The sequence below is a fragment of the Micromonospora solifontis genome (genome assembly GCF_003725545.1).
GTDB classification, from domain to species: Bacteria; Actinomycetota; Actinomycetes; order Mycobacteriales; family Micromonosporaceae; genus Micromonospora; species Micromonospora solifontis.
The window spans coordinates 56,994-72,148 of record NZ_RJLN01000005.1 but is presented as its reverse complement, the minus strand read 5'-3'; the positions used below and the strand labels follow the sequence as shown (position 1 = coordinate 72,148).

The following is a 15,155-nucleotide window of genomic DNA, read 5'->3' as shown; positions in this document are numbered from 1 at the left end:
GCCAGCGCCGCCGCCGCACGACATCGGCGGAAGAAGGCGCTCCGCCACGAGAGCCAAAAAAGTTCGGACGACGATGTCGAGAACGCGTGGCCGGCTCCGTCCCCGGGATGAACGCGACCACAATGGGTCGCACCAGCACCGAGGAGAACCACCATGGCCAAGTACCTGCTGCTCAAGCACTACCGTGGCGCTCCGGCCGCGGTCAACGACGTGCCCATGGACCAGTGGACGCCGGAGGAGATCTCGGCGCACATGCAGTACATGCACGACTTCGCGGCCCGGCTCGAAGGGACCGGCGAGTTCGTCGACGGCCAGGCGCTCGCCCCCGAGGGGACGTTCGTCCGGTACGACGGCGAGGGGCGCCCGCCGGTCACCGACGGCCCGTTCGCCGAGACCAAGGACCTCATCGCCGGCTGGATGGTGATCGACGTCGACAGCTACGAACGCGCCGTCGAGCTGGCCGGGGAGCTGTCGGCGGCCCCCGGGGCGGGCGGCAAGCCGATCCACGAGTGGCTCGAGCTGCGCCCCTTCCTGACCGCGCCGCCCACCATCCGGGAGTGACCTCGCAGATGGACGAGGCCCTGCTCCGGAGCCTCACGCCGAGGGTTCTCGGCATCCTCGTCCGCCGCGGAGCCGACTTCGCGGCGGCCGAGGACGCCGTCCAGGACGCACTGGTCGAGGCGGTCCGCGTCTGGCCGGCCGACCCGCCACGGGACCCGAAGGGCTGGTTGGTCACGGTCGCCTGGCGCAAGTTCCTCGACACGACCCGGGCGGACGCGGCCCGCCGGCGGCGGGAGGACCTCGTCGAGGAGGAACCGGCACCCGGGCCCACCCCCGCGGTGGACGACACGCTCCAGCTCTACTTCCTGTGCGCCCACCCGTCCCTGACCCCGTCCTCCGCGGTGGCGCTCACGCTGCGCGCCGTCGGCGGGCTGACCACCCGGCAGATCGCCCAGGCCTACCTGGTGCCCGAGGCGACCATGGCGCAGCGCATCAGCCGGGCCAAGCGCACCGTCTCCGGCGTGCGCTTCGACCAGCCCGGCGACGTCGCGACCGTGCTGCGCGTGCTCTACCTGGTCTTCAACGAGGGCTACTCCGGCGACGTCGACCTCGCCGCCGAGGCCATCCGGCTCACCCGACAGCTCGCGGCCACGATCGACCATCCCGAGGTGGCCGGGCTGCTCGCGCTCATGCTGCTGCACCACGCCCGGCGCGCCACCCGGACCGCGCCCGACGGCAGCCTGGTGCCCCTCGCCGAGCAGGACCGCAGCCGATGGGACACCCGGTCGATCGCCGAGGGCGTCGAGATCCTGCAGGCCGCCCTCGCCCGCGACCGGCTGGGCGAGTTCCAGGCCCAGGCCGCCATCGCGGCGCTGCACGCCGACGCGCCCACCGCCGGCGAGACCGACTGGGTGCAGATCGTCGAGTGGTACGACGAACTCGCGCGCCTGACCGACAGCCCGATCGTCCGGCTCAACCGCGCGGTGGCCGTCGGCGAGGCCGACGGTCCGCGCGCCGGGCTGGCGGCGCTCGCGGCGCTGGACGACGCCCTGCCCCGGCACACGGCGGTGGCGGCGTACCTGCACGAACGCGACGGCGACCTGGCCACGGCGGCCCGGTTGTACGCCGAGGCGGCCCGCCGGGCACCCAACCTCCCCGAGCGCGACCACCTGACCCGCCAGGCCGCCCGGCTCAACGCCCGCCGCGGTCGCTGACCGATCCTGCCCCTGGCAGTCCTCGGCGACCCGCCCGGTCCCGGCGGCCACCGCGAAGGCCGCACTGCGCGCCGATCGTCACCGGCCGCCGGCGGGCGTCAGACGTCCGTCCCGTACGTCAGACGGTGATGACGACCTTGGCCCGCGCGTGCTCACTCTCCAGGTACCGGATCGCCTGAGGCACCTCGTGAAGTGGATAGGTGCGGTCGATGACCGGGGCGAGGCGGCCGGCCTCGACGTGGGTGCGGAGCGTGTCGAGATGTTCCCGGCTGGGCGCCGCCGCGAGGGTGACGATGCGGTGCCGGACGAAGGGCGCCAGCAGCCGTCCGCGCGCGATCAGCCAGACCGGTCCGACGAGGCTGCCGCCGCGGTACACCCCGCCGCCGGAGAGCACCAGCGTCCCGGTCGAGGTCAGCGCCCGCCGGAGCGCGGTGAGTGAGCGGTTGCCGACCAGGTCGAACAGGACGTCGTGGCGGCGCGGGTCGCGGGTGAAGTCCTCGCGGGTGTAGTCGACGACGTGGTCGGCGCCGAGCGAGCGGACCAGGTCGACGTTGCGGGTGCTGCACACCGCGGTCACGCTCGCGCCGAGCGCCTTGGCCAGTTGGACCGCCAGGGTGCCGACGCCGCCGGAGGCTCCGTTGATGAGGACGCGGTGGCCGGGCTCGACCCGCCCGACGTCGCGCAGTCCCATCAGTGCGGTGATGCCGGCCAACGGCAGGGCGGCCGCCTGCTGCGGCGTCAGGTTCGCCGGCTTCGGCGCGACCGAGGTCTCGGGCACGCACGCGTACTCGGCGAAGGCGCCGTTGGCCTCGCCGAGGTCGCCGAAGACGGCGTCGCCCGGGCGCACCTGTCGGACGTCGGCCCCGACGGCCTCGACCCGGCCGGCGAAGTCGCGGCCCCGGATGCGCACCCGGGGCCTTGACCGGCCCATGGCCAGCCGTGCCAGCCGTGGATCGCCGCGCATGGCATGCCAGTCGTACGCGTTGAGCGCGGCAGCCTCGATCCGCACGAGCACCTCGTTGGCGCCCGGCACCGGCGCGGCGACATCTGCGAGCGTGAGCGTTTCCGGCGGGCCGTACCGATCTTGGACGATCGCTTTCATTGTCCCTCCCTTAGGTGTACGGCGTACACCCTCAGAACCACGGTAGGTGTACGCCGTACACCAGTCAAGGCCGTTATGGTTCAACCACCGCTGGAAGACGAGGAAGAAGATGGCTGAGCAGGCTGAGACGCTGCGCCGGACGCCGCTGAGCAGGGACCGGATCCTGCGTGCCGCCGTCGCGCTCGCCGACGAGGCCGGGATCGAATCCCTCAGCATGCGCAACCTCGCCCAGGATCTCGGCGTCGTGCCGATGGCGCTCTACAAGCACGTGGCCAACAAGGACGAACTGCTCGACGGCATGATCGACGTGGTCGTCGGCGAGATCGACCCACCGACGCCCGACACCGACTGGAAACCAACGGTCCGTCGACGCATCCTCTCGGCGCGGCAGGTGCTGCGCCGCCACCCCTGGGCGCCGCTCGCGATCGAGTCGCGGAACATGGCGACGCCGGCCGTCCTCGCCTACCTCGACTCGATGGTCGGGACGTTCCAGGCCGGCGGGTTCTCCGCCGACCTCGCCCACCACGTGATGCACGCGATGGGCAGCCGGATCCTGGGCTTCAGCCAGGAACTGTTCGACCCCGCCCGGCGCGCCGGCCGGTCCGGCACGACCAACCCCGACCCGCCGGCGGCCCTACCACCGGAGGTCGCCGCCCGCTTCCCGCACCTCGCCGCGATCGCCGCGGCGGCATCCCACGACGACGAGTCGGTCGTGGGACAGGGCTGCGACGACCAGTTCGAGTTCGAGTTCGCGCTGGACCTGCTGCTCGACGGCATCGAACGGCTGCACCAGCAAGGCTGGACATCGTCGCGCGGACCCCGGTGAAACGACGCACCGCCTCAACGGCCGAGGAACATCCGTAGCGCCCGTACGAAGGCCACTCGCTGTTCCAGGTGTACGTCATGACCGGCGTCGGGGATGACGACGTGCGCGACGTCCGGGCGTAACGACAACATCCGTCGCACCTCAGCGGCCGCGATGGTGCCGTGCTGGCCCTGCACCAGCAAGGTGGGGGCCTTCACCTGCTGCCATTCATCCCATCGGGCGCTCTCGGCGACTGCCGCGATGGCGGCCCGCATCACGTCGGGCTCGAAGCGCGGCCACAGCCCGTCCGCGCGCCTGTCCAGGTCGCGCAGCCAGGACCGGGCGATCGGGGTGGTGCCGAGAAACTCGGCCGCGCCACGCAGATCGGCGAACGGCACCGGCCACGACGCGAACCAGTCGCCGAGCCTGGCTGGATAGTTGTCCTCAGGGTCGCTGCCCCCGACTCCGGCCTCCAGCATCACCAGCCGGTCCACCAGGTCGGGATGCCCGGCGGCGAGCAGCATCGCGGTGTGCCCACCCATCGACTGACCCACGACCGTCACCGGTCCACCGCCCGCGAGTTCCTCGACGACGGCGACCACGTCCTCGACGTAGGCGCGGCGAGAGAGGTCCTGCGGCCGGCGGGTCGAATGACCGTGTCCGCGCTGATCCACCGCGATCACGTGATGATCCGGGAGCAGCGCCTCGGCCGTTGGCACCATTTCCTGCCCGCTGCCGGCCAAGCCGTGCAACAGCACGATCACGTCGTCGCCGGACCCGCCGTCGAGGCAGGACAGGACAACCCCGTCCCGGCGTACCTCCGCCCTCTTCATCCCGCGAATTCGATCATCCCGAGCGGGCATCCTCAACCGCCCGGATCGCGGCGGACGGCGACCGACCGCGGCGCCGCGCGGTCATGGCCGAGATGGGCGGGCGAAGGCACTATCGTTCGGGCGTGCACATCCGCTTTGACGTCCCCGCCGATCCCGCCTACCCAGGCCGCGTGGCCGCTGCGCTCAGCAGTGTCCGGCTGCGCAAGTACGGTTACGTCGGGGCGGTGCTGGCGGCGGTCGGAGCGATCGGTTTCGCCGTGTCGCAAGCGTTCGCGGGGGGCGACCGGATCACGCCGCTGTGCCTGGCGATGGTCGTGGCTGGCCTGCTGTCGATGCTCTACTCGCCGTGGGTGCGGTCGCGCGCCCGGCGCCGCTCCAGTCGCTACGCCGTCGAGGGCGCCTACGACATCACCGACGACAACATCATGATGCGCAGCGGCTCGGAATCCGGCGGCATCGCCTGGGACGGGGTCGCCCGGGTGAAGGACACCCCTGACTTCTGGATCGTGTACGTCGGCCGGATGCCGGCGACCGTCATCCCACGCCACCTGATGTCCGCCGAGGACGCCGAGACGCTGCGAGCGTTCATGGCCGGACGCGGGCTGCTCCCGCCCCGGTGAACTCACTCTCCTGCCCCTCACCCGGCCGGCGTCAAGAGGCGCCGATGGCGAGGACGGCGGAGGCGATGGCCAGCGCGAAGTAGGCTCCGGGAAAAGCGAAGTTGTGGAACACGTGGGCACGGACGTGGACGGCGAGGGCTCCGGCGAAGAACAGGACGAGTCCGATCGCGGCTGCGACCCCGAGGGGCCGCAGGCCCAGCAGCCCGACCAGGAGGCCGACTGCTCCGGCGCCTTTGAGGACTCCGAGCGGCACCAGCCAGGATCGCCGCACGCCTACCTCCGCCATGTTGGCGAGGACGAATCCGGCCCGCGTGAGATCGGCGACCGCCACCCACGCGTTGGCCACGATCGTGACGACGGTGATGATCACGTAAGCGGCGAACACCTTCTCACTCCTTCCCGGGTCCGCGCCGGTTCCAGCGGCGACTGAATCAAGCCTGGCCGGGCGCGAGGAGCGCGTCCAATACACGCATCCATAACCTGATGGCATGGACGTCGACACCCGGCTGCTCCGCTCCTTCGCCGCCGTCGCCGAAGAAGGGAATCTCACCCACGCGGCACGACGGCTGTTCGTGTCCCAGCCGGCGCTGACCAAGCAGATCAGGCAACTGGAGAGCCAGCTGGGAGTGCGGTTGTTCACCCGCTCCCGGGCCGGGATGACGCTCACCGCGGCAGGCCGGGCACTCGCCGACCGGGTTCCCGCCGTTCTGGTCGGATTCGACCAGGCACTGCAGGAGGCCAAGAGCGTCGCCAGCCGCGCCGCCCGGGTGCTGCGGGTTGGCTTCCTGGCCGGTGCCGCCAACGAGGCCACCCAGCAGATCATCGCCGCCTTCGGCGACCGTCGGCCCGGCTGGCGGGTGGAGATGCGGGCCGCTCCCTGGACCGACCCCACCGCCGGGCTCGCGAGCGGCGACGCCGACGTCGCCCTGCTGCGGCTGCCCTTCCCCGGCCAGGACAGCCTGCACACCAAGGTGCTGCTCACCGAGCCCCGCTGGGTGGCGCTGCCCGTGACCCACCCGCTGGCCGGGCGCGACCACATCTCCTTTCGGGAGCTGTGGGATCAGCCGTTCGTCGCCGCCCCCGCCGACACCGGCTGGTGGCGCGACTGGTGGCTGGCCACCGGCGAGCGGGAGGGCCACCCGGTCACCATCGGAGCGGTCACCGACAGCGGCCAGCCCGACGACTGGCTGACCGCCATCGCCAACGGCTACGGCATCGCCCTGGCCCCCGAATCCGCCGCTCGTTACTACGCGCGCCCCGACATCACCTACCGGCCCGTCAGCGGCGTCAGCCCCAGCCAGGTCGGAGTCGCCTGGCCGGTCACCGCCGACACCAACCCCGTCATCCAGGACTTCATCCGCTGCTGCCTGGACAACACGCCACCACCACATCCCGATCGCATGACCTGAACAACGGCCGCGGCGCGGGCCACCTGATGCCAGCGTCGATGACCCATGAAGTGGATATCGGCTGGGCCTAGCCGACGCCCGCCGGCCGGTTTCGGAGTTTCCCTCGCCACCGACCTCGAAGTATCGCCATCGGGGTACTGGAGCGGGTTCCGCCAGCCTGTCGATGGGGTTGGTGGGACGATGGGGGCGTGGGAGCTGCTAAAACCTCTATGCCTTCGATCTCGCCCCTTGCTGGCGAACCGATCAAGCGCGCCGATGCCGAGCGGCTCGCGGGAGTGCTGAAGGCCTTCGCCGACCCGGCTCGACTACGGCTGCTCAGCCTGATCCAGTCCGCCCCGGAGGGCGAGGCGTCCGTGAGCGACCTCACCGCGCCGCTTGGTCTGTCGCAGCCGACGGTGAGTCATCACCTCCGGATCCTGACCGAGGCCGGTCTGCTCGAGCGCGAGAAGCGGGGGGTCTGGGCCTACTACCGGGTGGTGCCGTCCGCGATCGCGGCGATAGCCGACCTGTTGACGCCGCCCCGTAAGCGGGCGACGAAGAAAACTCGCTGAGCGGCAGGGTCGTTCTCGCGTACCCGGTGCCGACCACACCGCGCATCCCCGCCTCACCCGGTGGGGCCGCCGGCCGGTGGATCGACGAGGACGCCCGGGTTGAGGATCCAGGAGGGGTCGAGGGCGCTCTTGGCGCCGCGCAACGCGAGCGCGACCGGGTCCGGGCGCTGCCGGTCGTACCAGGGTCGGTGGTCGCGGCCGATGGCGTGGTGGTGGGTGATGGTGCCGCCGGCGGCGAGCAGCGCGTCGGAGACGGCATGCTTGATCTGGTCCCACTGGGCGAGGGTGGAGCCCCAGCGGCCGGTGGCGTACACGCCGAAGTAGGGAGCGGGACCGTCCGGGTAGACATGGGTGAAGCGGCAGGTGATCACGCCGGTCGCGGCGACGGAGCGGAGCGCCTCGCCGGCCGCGTCGAGCACCGCGGCCCGTAGGGCGGGGAACCGGTCCCAGGTGCAGGCGGTCTCGAACGTCTCCACGATCATCGACCGGGCGGCGAGCGCGTCGCGCTGGTACGGCATCCGCAGGAACGCCGACCGCCAGGCGTCGGCGGCGGTCCGCCGCGGTGGGCCGGACGCGCCGTCGCCGCGCGGCGGCGCGGGCAGGCTTCCCCCATGGTCGCGGCACAGCTCGACGGCGCGGTCCAGCCACGGTGTGACCGGGTGGTCGGCCGACTCGAATCCCAGCACGAGCACGCCGCCGGTGGTGGCGGCGCCGGCGTTGAGCAGCGCCTCGGCGGGGTCGAGCAGCCGGCAGTTGCTCGGCTGCAGCCCGGACTGGGCGATGGCCCGGGTGGCCGCGACCGCCTCGTCGTAGTCGGTGAAGTGCACCGAGGCGCCGGCCCGCCAGCGTGGCCGGTCCTGCAGCCGCATCCACGCCTCGGTGATGACGCCGAGCACGCCCTCCGAGCCGAGGAACAGCCGGTCCGGGGACGGCCCGGCGCCGGAACCGGGCAGCCGGCGCGACTGGCTGGTGCCCGCCGGGGTGACCACCCGCAACGATTCCACCAGGTCGTCGATGTGGGTAAGGACGGTGGCGTAGTGACCACCGGCGCGGGTGGCCAGCCAGCCGCCGAGGGTGGAGAACTCGAACGACTGCGGGAAGTGCCGCAGCGTGAGGCCGTGCGGCCGGAGCTGGTCCTCCAGCGCCGGGCCGAACACGCCGGCCTGGATGCGCGCGGCCCGGCTGGTCGGGTCCACCTCCAGCACCCGGTCGAGGCGTCCGAGGTCGAGGCTGACCGCAGCCGGATACGCCTCGTCCAGCCGCGGCTCCACCCCGCCGACCACGGACGAGCCGCCGCCGTAGGGGATCACTGCGATGTCCCGGCCCGCGCACCAGTCCAGCACGTCGACCACGTCCTGCTCGGTCGCCGGCCGGACCACCAGGTCCGGCGGGTCGCGGAGGTCCCCGTGCAGGTTGCGGACCACGTCCCGGAACGCCTTGCCGTGGGTGTGCGCCGCCCGGTCGGCCGGGTCCGTCGAACACAGCCCGGCGAGCGACGCCGGCGGATCGACGCGCGGCGGGCGCAGGCCCAGTTCGGCCACCGGCGGCGCGACGTGCTCGGCCAGGTCGACGTCAGGCAGCAGGGTACGCACCCGGTCCGCCAACGCCGTGGCCTCCGCGCCGGTCACGGCGTCCTCGACGTGCCCCCAGCCCCACCACGAACGGTGTTTCCCGGCCATCCGGCCTCCCGCCGTCCACCAGCACCAGCTCGACTCGCCGGTAACTTACTCGACGGCCGCCACCTCGGCCGTGCCGGCGCCGTCAGACCTGGGTTCCGTCGACGCTGCGCCGACGGCCGGGTGCGCCGTACATCACCTCGACCCGCACCCTCGCCGTTTTATACGATGTCCGTAGTTAAAACTACGGGAGGTGCCATGACCTACGTGATCGCCGAGCCGTGCATCGACGTGGTCGACCGGGCCTGTGTGGAGGAATGCCCGGTCGACTGCATCTACGAGGGCGACCGGGCACTGTACATCCATCCAGACGAATGCGTCGACTGCGGCGCCTGCGAGCCGGTCTGCCCGGTCGAGGCGATCTTCTACGAGGACGACCTGCCCGAACGGTGGTCCGTGTTCACCGACGACAACGCCCGGTTCTTCGCCGAGCCACTGGCCGGAGCCGACGCCCCGCTGGGCTCCCCGGGCGGGGCCGCCAAAGTGGGCCGACTGGCCGTGGACACGCCACTGGTCGCCGGACATCCCCGCCCGCAGACCCTGACCGGCGAGAACACGTAGCCACCGCGACGGCCCACCCTGGGAGGTACCGATGCGTCTGATCGTCTACGCCGACTTCAACTGCCCCTACTCCTACCTGGCCAGCCAGCGCGTCGACGCGCTGCTGCGCCAGCGCCGCGCCGAGGTCGCCTGGCGGGCGGTCGAGCACAACCCGCGGCTGTCGATGACCGGTACCCCGGTCGCCACCGACCCGGGCGGGTGGGAACGCGAGTTGGACGAGAGCCGGCTGCTCGCCCTACCCGGCGAGCAACCGCCCGAGGCGGCCCCCACCCTGATCAGCAACACGCTGGCAGCCGTCTCCGCATACGCCGAGGCGGTCACCGACGGTGTCGAGCACGACCTGCGCCGTCTCCTGTTCGACGCCATCTGGGTGCGTGGCCGGCACCTCAGCAACGCCTACGACGTGCGCGCCCTCGTCGCCAGCATCACCTATCCGCCCTACCCCCTCGCGCCCTACCTCAGCTCGCCGGAACTGCCGCCGCCCGGATTCGGCGACCCCGCTCCGTTGCACATCACCCGGATCCTCGGCGCGACGATCGCCCCCAACGGGATTCCGGTGACCACGACCGGCTGGCGCCGCTCGCGGCAATGGCGCACCGACTGGTTGGCCGCCGCCGGGCCCGTCGTACCCGTCGTGGTGGATCCCGAGGGCACCGCGCTGCCGGGGACTCGAGGGCTGGCATACCTGGCCGAACTACTCACCGGTCCGCGAGCACCCCGCGCGAGACGAGCCGAGCGGTCAGACGTCGCGTTGGCCGCCTCTGGTCAGGGGCAGTACGGCGCGTAGTTGTTCCCGCCGGCTGACGCCCAGGACCGGCGGCCCGGCACCGCCAGCCTCCGGGCACGATCGCGCGCAGGCTGGACGGCGGTTTCGGGAACGGCGGCATCGGCCGGGTGGTGTCGTTGTTCGACGGCGAACTGGTCCCGGCCAGGTTCGTCGACCGCACCCGGAACTCGTAGGTGGCGCCGTTGTTCAGGCTCCACCGCGAACCTCCGGCACACCTTCCGCCGGGAGCTCGGGATCTCGCCCCAGGCGTACCGTGCCCGGTTCCGCGCCCGCCGGGCGCCGGCCCGGACCCCGGAGCCGTGAAGACGCCGCCGGCCGGGCGCCGGATCGGCCCGGCCGGCGGCGACGAGTTGCGCCGAGATATGCGGAGCCTCAGCTTCCGGTGCAGGTGGCGGTGGCTCCGCTGCCGTTTCCGGTGCCCTGGAAGCCGAAACTTGTGGTCTGACCCGCGGCCAGCTGTCCGTTGTAGCTCTGATTCGCGACGGTGATGGTGCCGCTGGTGCCGCTGGCGACCCCGTTCCACAACGAGCTGACCGATGCCCCGCTCGGCAGGGTGAGGGTGACTCGCCAGCCGGTGAGCGCGGCGGTTCCCGCGGTGACGTTGACGTTGGCGACGAACCCGCCGTTCCACTGGTCCTGTACGGAATAAGCCGCGGTGCAGGTGGGAGTCCCACCGGGGGGTGGGGTGGTCGGTGGCGGCGTGCTGGGCGGCGGGGTGCTGGGCGGCGTGTCGCCGTCGAGCGTCAGGTTCTTCTGCTGGACGGTCCATTCGGTGTGGCACAGGCCGCAGTCGACGCCGACGAAGTTGCGGCCGGCGGTGATGTCGCCCTTCAGGCGCCACTTGAGGTAGAGAACTGCCACCCGGCCGAACTCGCCGCCGTTGGGCTGGTCGTAGGTGCCGCCATGCCCGACGCTCAGGTTGCCCATGAAGGCGGGCAGCCCGGCCGGGAGCTTGCCCCAGTCGTCCATGGCGTTCGGATAGGCGATGTCGCTGGGTCCGCCGATGAAGTAGGCGATCGGCTTGGTCAGTCTCCAGAGCTGGTAGTCGTCCGCATCGTTCAGCAGGCCGCTGCTGAAGATGCCGGTCGTGGTGATGCGTGGGTCGTTGGAGACGGCGTACGCCTCCAGGCCTCCGCAGGAGTAGCCCGCGACGGCGATCTTGGTCGTGTCGAGCCTGTTGTAGTACTTGCTGCCCTGCCGGGAGTTCTCCGCGACGGCCCAGTCGATGGACTGGGTGAGCATCTGGGAGTTGGTGGAGCCGGAGCCGTACGGAGCGCCGTTGGCGATGGCGAGGAAGCCGTAGGAGGCGATCTCCCGGAGGAAATTGCCCTGGGAGAGGCCGTTGGCCGAGCAGCCGCCGTTGCCCCACACGAGGATGGGCAGGCGTTCCGACGGGAGCGTCTGGGGCCGGAAGATCGTGTGATTGGCCAGGCTCGCCGAGGTCTCATAGTCGGCGGGGTAAGGACCGGAACCGCCGACCGCGGCATCGGCCGGGGTCGCGCCGAGCGCCATGATCACGGAGGCGGCCGGGACGATGATGGCCGCCAGTCCCGCGTAGATCTTCGATCTGCTTTTCATGCACCCTCCAGCAGATGTGGCGATGGCATTCCCTGCCTGGCGGTGGCGATGGTCATTCGCGCCCCAGCCATGGTGGTCAGCGCTGGCCACGGGCCAAGTCGGGATGGGCGCGCGTCGATCGTCCGACCGCGGTTCCCACCGGCGATCCGATGGGATCTGTAGCAGTTACTATCACTGGGGCAACGAAAAGTGTCAATGTTTCCCGCCGGCGACGTCCGGCGTCGGGCCAGTGCGGAGGCGACATGATCGAAAGCCCGACGTGCTGCTCGCCGACCGCCTCGCCGGCGCCCCCTCAGCGTCGAACACGGAGCACCGGTTCGCCTGGTCGCCCCGGCCCACTATGGCTACAAGAGCGTCAAGCACGTGTGCGTGATCGAGTACCGCCGCGACTACGACCCCGGCTCGGCGCGGTGGGCCGCCCACCCCCGCGGACGCGTCGCGCAGGAAGAACGCAGCAAGTACCTTCCCGGCACAGCCTGGCGGCTGATCTGGCGCGCCCTGCTTCCGAACGTCCGCCACAGGTACGACCAACAGTGACGATGGCCAACCCCGGCAACGGCTGGTCAGCGAGGACGCGGGATCAGAGCGTGGGACCCAGCGCGAGGGCCGGACGGTGGCAGGGCCGCACCCGCCCGGGTGTCCACATCTCTCCGGCACCCTCCAGGCGCCCGGGCACCCCTTGGGGCCAGGCTGCCTGGCGGGTCGCGGTCGGTGGCACGGCACAGCTTGTCGCGCCGCCCTCATCCGACGACCGCCAGGAAATCCGAGTAGAACAGGCCCAGGCCGACCGCCACGCAGACGCCGGCCACGATCCAGAACCGGACCACAATATTGACCTCGCTCCATCCAGCGAGCTCGAAGTGGTGGTGCAACGGCACCATCCGGAAGACACGCTTGCCGGTGGTCCGGAACGAGACGATCTGGATCACCCAGGTCGTCGTGATGATGACGAAGAGCCCGCCGATCATGACCGACAGCAGCGTGGTGCGGGTCGCCACCGCGAGCCCGCCGATCAGGCCGCCGAGGCCGAGCGAGCCCACGTCACCCATGAAGATCCGCGCCGGGGACGCGTTCCACCACAGGAAGCCCACGCAGGCGGCGGCCGCTGCCGCCGCGATGATGGCGATCTCCAGGGGATCCCGCACCTGGTAGCAGTAGTCGTTCACGCGGGCGTACGCGTCGTCCGCGCACCAGTGCCGGTACTGCCAGAAGCCGATCAGCGCGTACGCGCCGAGCACCAGGACCGACGCGCCGGTGGCCAGGCCGTCGAGCCCGTCGGTGAGGTTCACGCCGTTCGACATCGCCGTGATCACGAAGACGAAGACCATGACCGAGCCGACCTTGCCGACATTCAGCCAGCTGATGTCGCGGATGAGCGAGATGTGCTCGCTGGCCACGGTCTGGCCGTTGGTGCTGACGACGTAGAGCGCGGCGATGCCGAACCCGGCGCCGACGATCGCCTGGCCGAGCAGCTTGCCTTTGGCGGACAGGCCGTCGGAGTTGCGCCGGCGCACCTTGAGGTAGTCGTCGAGGAAGCCAACCGCGCCGCAGAAGACGAACACGCCGAGCAGGACAAGGGCCGTCATGGTCGGGCCCTCCTGCGCGATCTGCCGCTCGGGCAGGGTGGCCAGGGCGAGATGCCCGGCCACGTACGCCAAGACGGTCGCCACGATGAAGACGACGCCACCCATCGCGGGCGTACCCTGTTTGCCCTCGTTGCTGGCGAGCCCGATGGATCGGATCGGCTGGCCGGCCTTGAGCGCGGTGAAGACGCGAATCGCCACCGGCGTACCGAGCAGGGAGATGATGAACGCGACCGCGGCCGCGACGATGACCGCCCTCACGGGCGAACCCCCGCGAGATCCGGACCTCTCACGGCCTCCCCAGCCAGCTTCCAGATCAGCGCCTGACGCATCGACCTGAGCTGGCCGTGCAGATGGTCCTCAGCGAAATCATCGATCATGAGGCACGAGCTTGCCATCCGACGGCGAACGGAGCAGCCCTGCACCTCACGGTACGCATTCCCTGACGATCCGCTGACACCCGACACCTGGCGGTGAATCAGCAGCTCCTTTGCCCGGGACGCTCGATGACTGGCATGGCTCGATCCTTCGTCGGCACCTGGTCCCGCTCGTGGACAGTGCCCGGATCTCCGCGCAGGTCGACGTATGCAGAGGCGGTTATCAAAGCGGGGTACTCAGGCGTCAGCATGACGGCTCTGTTGGCCTGTTCCAGGGCGCTCAGGGGCGCACGCGAATGACGGTCTTGCCCATGCGCCGCTCGGTCGGGTTGAGTGCGGGGATGGCGTCGTCGAGAGTCGCGACCGTTCCGATGTGCGTGCGAAGGCGCCCGTCTCGCACCCGGTCGACGATCTCCACCAGCTGACTCGGAACGGACTCGACGACGAAGTCGACCGCCAAACCGTGCACAGGGCGAGCCTCAACAGGTCCGACCACCGACACCAGCGTCCCGCCAGGCCGGATGATGCTCGCCGAGCGCCTTTGGATATCACCGCCGATGACATCGAAGACCAGATCGACCCCGCCGATGTCGTCGAGCTCCTCCTGGTCGAGGTCGAGGAACTCGTTCGCGCCGAAGTCGAGCGCCGCCTGGCGGTCCGCCGCCCGACCGGTACCGATGACGTAGGCGCCGAACTCCCGGGCGAGCTGCGTCACCACTGATCCGACGGCGCCGGCGGCGCCGTGTGCGAGGACGCTCTGCCCCGCCTGAAGACGACCGTGCTGGAACAGGCCCTGCCACGCGGTCAGGCCGGAGACCGGCAGACTCGCACCCACCGTGAAGTCGACGTTCCCCGGCAGCGGCGCAAGGTTGCGTGCCTCCACGGCCGCGTACTCAGCCAGCGTTCCATCGCGGTGCCAGTCCGTGATCCCGAACACCCGCTGTCCCAACGAGAGTCCCGTCGTGCCGTAGCCGAGGGAGGAGACCACTCCGGCGAACTCGTGGCCGATGATCGGCTGGGCACGATCATGACCGGAGCGATCGACCCACGTCGAGGGCCACTCCCACTCCGCGGAGACGAAGCCCGACGCGTAGACTTCAACGACGACGTCGTTGATCGCCGGCGTCGGCTCAGGCCGCTCCGCGAGTGTGATCCCGGCGGCTTCCGCGGCCTGATCCATCGCGACGACTGCCTTCATCGGTGCCTCCGTATATCTCGTGCTCGTCGGCTCTGTGCGCCGCCGTTTGGGCCTGCTAGCCCTGCCGGTGCCGGCAATGACGTCCGCCCTGGCCACGGCCGGTTTGACCACGACGACAAAGATCTTGCCCTCCTCAACGTGCCCAGGCTGGCCGAATCGCCGAAAACCACTGGGCGAGGATGACTGGTCGTGCTGCTTCGACTGGCCTACCTCGGCGTAACCAACGCGCTGGCGATGCCGGCACCCGATATGGAAGGCCGCCGCAGCCTCGGCACTGGCTTGGTCGTCGAACCATGGGTCGAGCAGGTTTGCTGGTGGAACTCCAGTTGCTGCGGGCGGCGCGAGATGCGATCAGGCCGG

16 protein-coding genes are annotated in these 15,155 nt (G+C 70.9%); 9 read left to right on the top strand and 7 right to left on the bottom strand.

Going from position 1 to position 15,155, the window contains the following annotated elements; translation table 11 throughout:
• Positions 1 to 153 precede the first annotated feature (153 nt).
• Positions 154 to 561, top strand: a complete 408-nt coding sequence (locus tag EFE23_RS03225) for a YciI family protein (RefSeq protein ID WP_123239366.1) — start codon at positions 154 to 156, stop codon at positions 559 to 561.
• Between the two features lie 8 nt (positions 562 to 569).
• Positions 570 to 1,715: an RNA polymerase sigma factor gene (locus tag EFE23_RS03220; protein WP_123239412.1), complete on the top strand. Its 1,146-nt coding sequence runs from the start codon at positions 570 to 572 to the stop codon at positions 1,713 to 1,715.
• Positions 1,716 to 1,833: 118 nt separating this feature from the next.
• On the opposite strand, the gene EFE23_RS03215 is transcribed toward EFE23_RS03220, so the two are convergent.
• A complete protein-coding gene (locus tag EFE23_RS03215; protein WP_123239365.1) occupies positions 1,834 to 2,817 on the bottom strand; it encodes an NAD(P)-dependent alcohol dehydrogenase in 984 nt (327 codons plus the stop codon).
• 109 nt (positions 2,818 to 2,926) lie between these two features.
• On the opposite strand from EFE23_RS03215, the gene EFE23_RS03210 reads away from it, so the two are divergent.
• Positions 2,927 to 3,643 carry a TetR/AcrR family transcriptional regulator gene (locus EFE23_RS03210; protein WP_123239364.1) on the top strand — a complete coding sequence of 239 codons (717 nt, stop codon included), beginning with the start codon at positions 2,927 to 2,929 and terminating at the stop codon, positions 3,641 to 3,643.
• A 14-nt stretch (positions 3,644 to 3,657) separates the two neighbouring features.
• On the opposite strand, the gene EFE23_RS03205 is transcribed toward EFE23_RS03210, so the two are convergent.
• Positions 3,658 to 4,455, bottom strand: coding sequence for an alpha/beta fold hydrolase (locus EFE23_RS03205; RefSeq protein WP_123239363.1), 798 nt, complete (start codon positions 4,453 to 4,455; stop codon positions 3,658 to 3,660).
• A 122-nt stretch (positions 4,456 to 4,577) separates the two neighbouring features.
• Here EFE23_RS03205 and EFE23_RS03200 point away from each other — a divergent pair, with 122 nt between their 5' ends.
• The gene (locus tag EFE23_RS03200; RefSeq protein ID WP_123239362.1) at positions 4,578 to 5,075 is read left to right on the top strand and encodes a YcxB family protein; all 498 of its coding nucleotides are present in this window, start codon (positions 4,578 to 4,580) and stop codon (positions 5,073 to 5,075) included.
• 31 nt (positions 5,076 to 5,106) lie between these two features.
• On the opposite strand, the gene EFE23_RS03195 is transcribed toward EFE23_RS03200, so the two are convergent.
• Complete coding sequence (locus tag EFE23_RS03195; RefSeq protein ID WP_123239361.1) at positions 5,107 to 5,460, bottom strand: DoxX family protein; 354 nt, start codon at positions 5,458 to 5,460, stop codon at positions 5,107 to 5,109.
• A 103-nt stretch (positions 5,461 to 5,563) separates the two neighbouring features.
• Between EFE23_RS03195 and EFE23_RS03190 the strand changes: the two genes are divergently transcribed.
• Together EFE23_RS03190 and EFE23_RS03185 are read left to right on the top strand one after the other, a co-directional pair.
• On the top strand, positions 5,564 to 6,484 hold the full coding sequence (locus EFE23_RS03190) for a LysR family transcriptional regulator (protein ID WP_123239360.1): 921 nt from the start codon (positions 5,564 to 5,566) through the stop codon (positions 6,482 to 6,484).
• A gap of 209 nt (positions 6,485 to 6,693) precedes the next feature.
• Positions 6,694 to 7,035: an ArsR/SmtB family transcription factor gene (locus EFE23_RS03185; RefSeq protein ID WP_123239359.1), complete on the top strand. Its 342-nt coding sequence runs from the start codon at positions 6,694 to 6,696 to the stop codon at positions 7,033 to 7,035.
• A gap of 53 nt (positions 7,036 to 7,088) precedes the next feature.
• On the opposite strand, the gene EFE23_RS03180 is transcribed toward EFE23_RS03185, so the two are convergent.
• On the bottom strand, positions 7,089 to 8,714 hold the full coding sequence (locus EFE23_RS03180; RefSeq protein ID WP_123239358.1) for an FAD-binding oxidoreductase: 1,626 nt from the start codon (positions 8,712 to 8,714) through the stop codon (positions 7,089 to 7,091).
• A gap of 195 nt (positions 8,715 to 8,909) precedes the next feature.
• Here EFE23_RS03180 and fdxA point away from each other — a divergent pair, with 195 nt between their 5' ends.
• Together fdxA and EFE23_RS03170 are read left to right on the top strand one after the other, a co-directional pair.
• Positions 8,910 to 9,272, top strand: coding sequence for a ferredoxin (fdxA, locus tag EFE23_RS03175; protein WP_123239357.1), 363 nt, complete (start codon positions 8,910 to 8,912; stop codon positions 9,270 to 9,272).
• A gap of 31 nt (positions 9,273 to 9,303) precedes the next feature.
• Entirely contained in the window at positions 9,304 to 10,059 is a 756-nt protein-coding gene (locus tag EFE23_RS03170; protein WP_123239356.1) for a DsbA family oxidoreductase, read from the top strand.
• A 372-nt stretch (positions 10,060 to 10,431) separates the two neighbouring features.
• On the opposite strand, the gene EFE23_RS03165 is transcribed toward EFE23_RS03170, so the two are convergent.
• On the bottom strand, positions 10,432 to 11,637 hold the full coding sequence (locus EFE23_RS03165; RefSeq protein ID WP_123239355.1) for a cellulose binding domain-containing protein: 1,206 nt from the start codon (positions 11,635 to 11,637) through the stop codon (positions 10,432 to 10,434).
• Between the two features lie 369 nt (positions 11,638 to 12,006).
• Between EFE23_RS03165 and EFE23_RS28380 the strand changes: the two genes are divergently transcribed.
• Positions 12,007 to 12,174, top strand: coding sequence for a hypothetical protein (locus EFE23_RS28380; protein ID WP_233600840.1), 168 nt, complete (start codon positions 12,007 to 12,009; stop codon positions 12,172 to 12,174).
• Between the two features lie 203 nt (positions 12,175 to 12,377).
• On the opposite strand, the gene mraY is transcribed toward EFE23_RS28380, so the two are convergent.
• Both mraY and EFE23_RS03145 read right to left on the bottom strand, forming a co-directional pair.
• Positions 12,378 to 13,481: a phospho-N-acetylmuramoyl-pentapeptide-transferase gene (gene mraY, locus EFE23_RS03155; RefSeq protein ID WP_123239354.1), complete on the bottom strand. Its 1,104-nt coding sequence runs from the start codon at positions 13,479 to 13,481 to the stop codon at positions 12,378 to 12,380.
• Positions 13,482 to 13,877: 396 nt separating this feature from the next.
• Complete coding sequence (locus tag EFE23_RS03145; RefSeq protein WP_123239353.1) at positions 13,878 to 14,795, bottom strand: NADP-dependent oxidoreductase; 918 nt, start codon at positions 14,793 to 14,795, stop codon at positions 13,878 to 13,880.
• Positions 14,796 to 15,155 lie beyond the last annotated feature (360 nt).

Excerpts from the sequence above, each read along its gene's own strand:
- EFE23_RS03225 (WP_123239366.1), top strand. The coding sequence starts at position 154 with ATGGCCAAGTACCTGCTGCTCAAGCACTACCGTGGCGCTCCGGCCGCG.
- EFE23_RS03220 (WP_123239412.1), top strand. The coding sequence starts at position 570 with ATGGACGAGGCCCTGCTCCGGAGCCTCACGCCGAGGGTTCTCGGCATC.
- EFE23_RS03215 (WP_123239365.1), bottom strand. The coding sequence starts at position 2,817 with ATGAAAGCGATCGTCCAAGATCGGTACGGCCCGCCGGAAACGCTCACG.
- EFE23_RS03210 (WP_123239364.1), top strand. The coding sequence starts at position 2,927 with ATGGCTGAGCAGGCTGAGACGCTGCGCCGGACGCCGCTGAGCAGGGAC.
- EFE23_RS03205 (WP_123239363.1), bottom strand. The coding sequence starts at position 4,455 with ATGAAGAGGGCGGAGGTACGCCGGGACGGGGTTGTCCTGTCCTGCCTC.
- EFE23_RS03190 (WP_123239360.1), top strand. The coding sequence starts at position 5,564 with ATGGACGTCGACACCCGGCTGCTCCGCTCCTTCGCCGCCGTCGCCGAA.
- EFE23_RS03185 (WP_123239359.1), top strand. The coding sequence starts at position 6,694 with ATGCCTTCGATCTCGCCCCTTGCTGGCGAACCGATCAAGCGCGCCGAT.
- EFE23_RS03180 (WP_123239358.1), bottom strand. The coding sequence starts at position 8,714 with ATGGCCGGGAAACACCGTTCGTGGTGGGGCTGGGGGCACGTCGAGGAC.
- fdxA (WP_123239357.1), top strand. The coding sequence starts at position 8,910 with ATGACCTACGTGATCGCCGAGCCGTGCATCGACGTGGTCGACCGGGCC.
- EFE23_RS03170 (WP_123239356.1), top strand. The coding sequence starts at position 9,304 with ATGCGTCTGATCGTCTACGCCGACTTCAACTGCCCCTACTCCTACCTG.
- EFE23_RS03165 (WP_123239355.1), bottom strand. The coding sequence starts at position 11,637 with ATGAAAAGCAGATCGAAGATCTACGCGGGACTGGCGGCCATCATCGTC.
- EFE23_RS03145 (WP_123239353.1), bottom strand. The coding sequence starts at position 14,795 with ATGAAGGCAGTCGTCGCGATGGATCAGGCCGCGGAAGCCGCCGGGATC.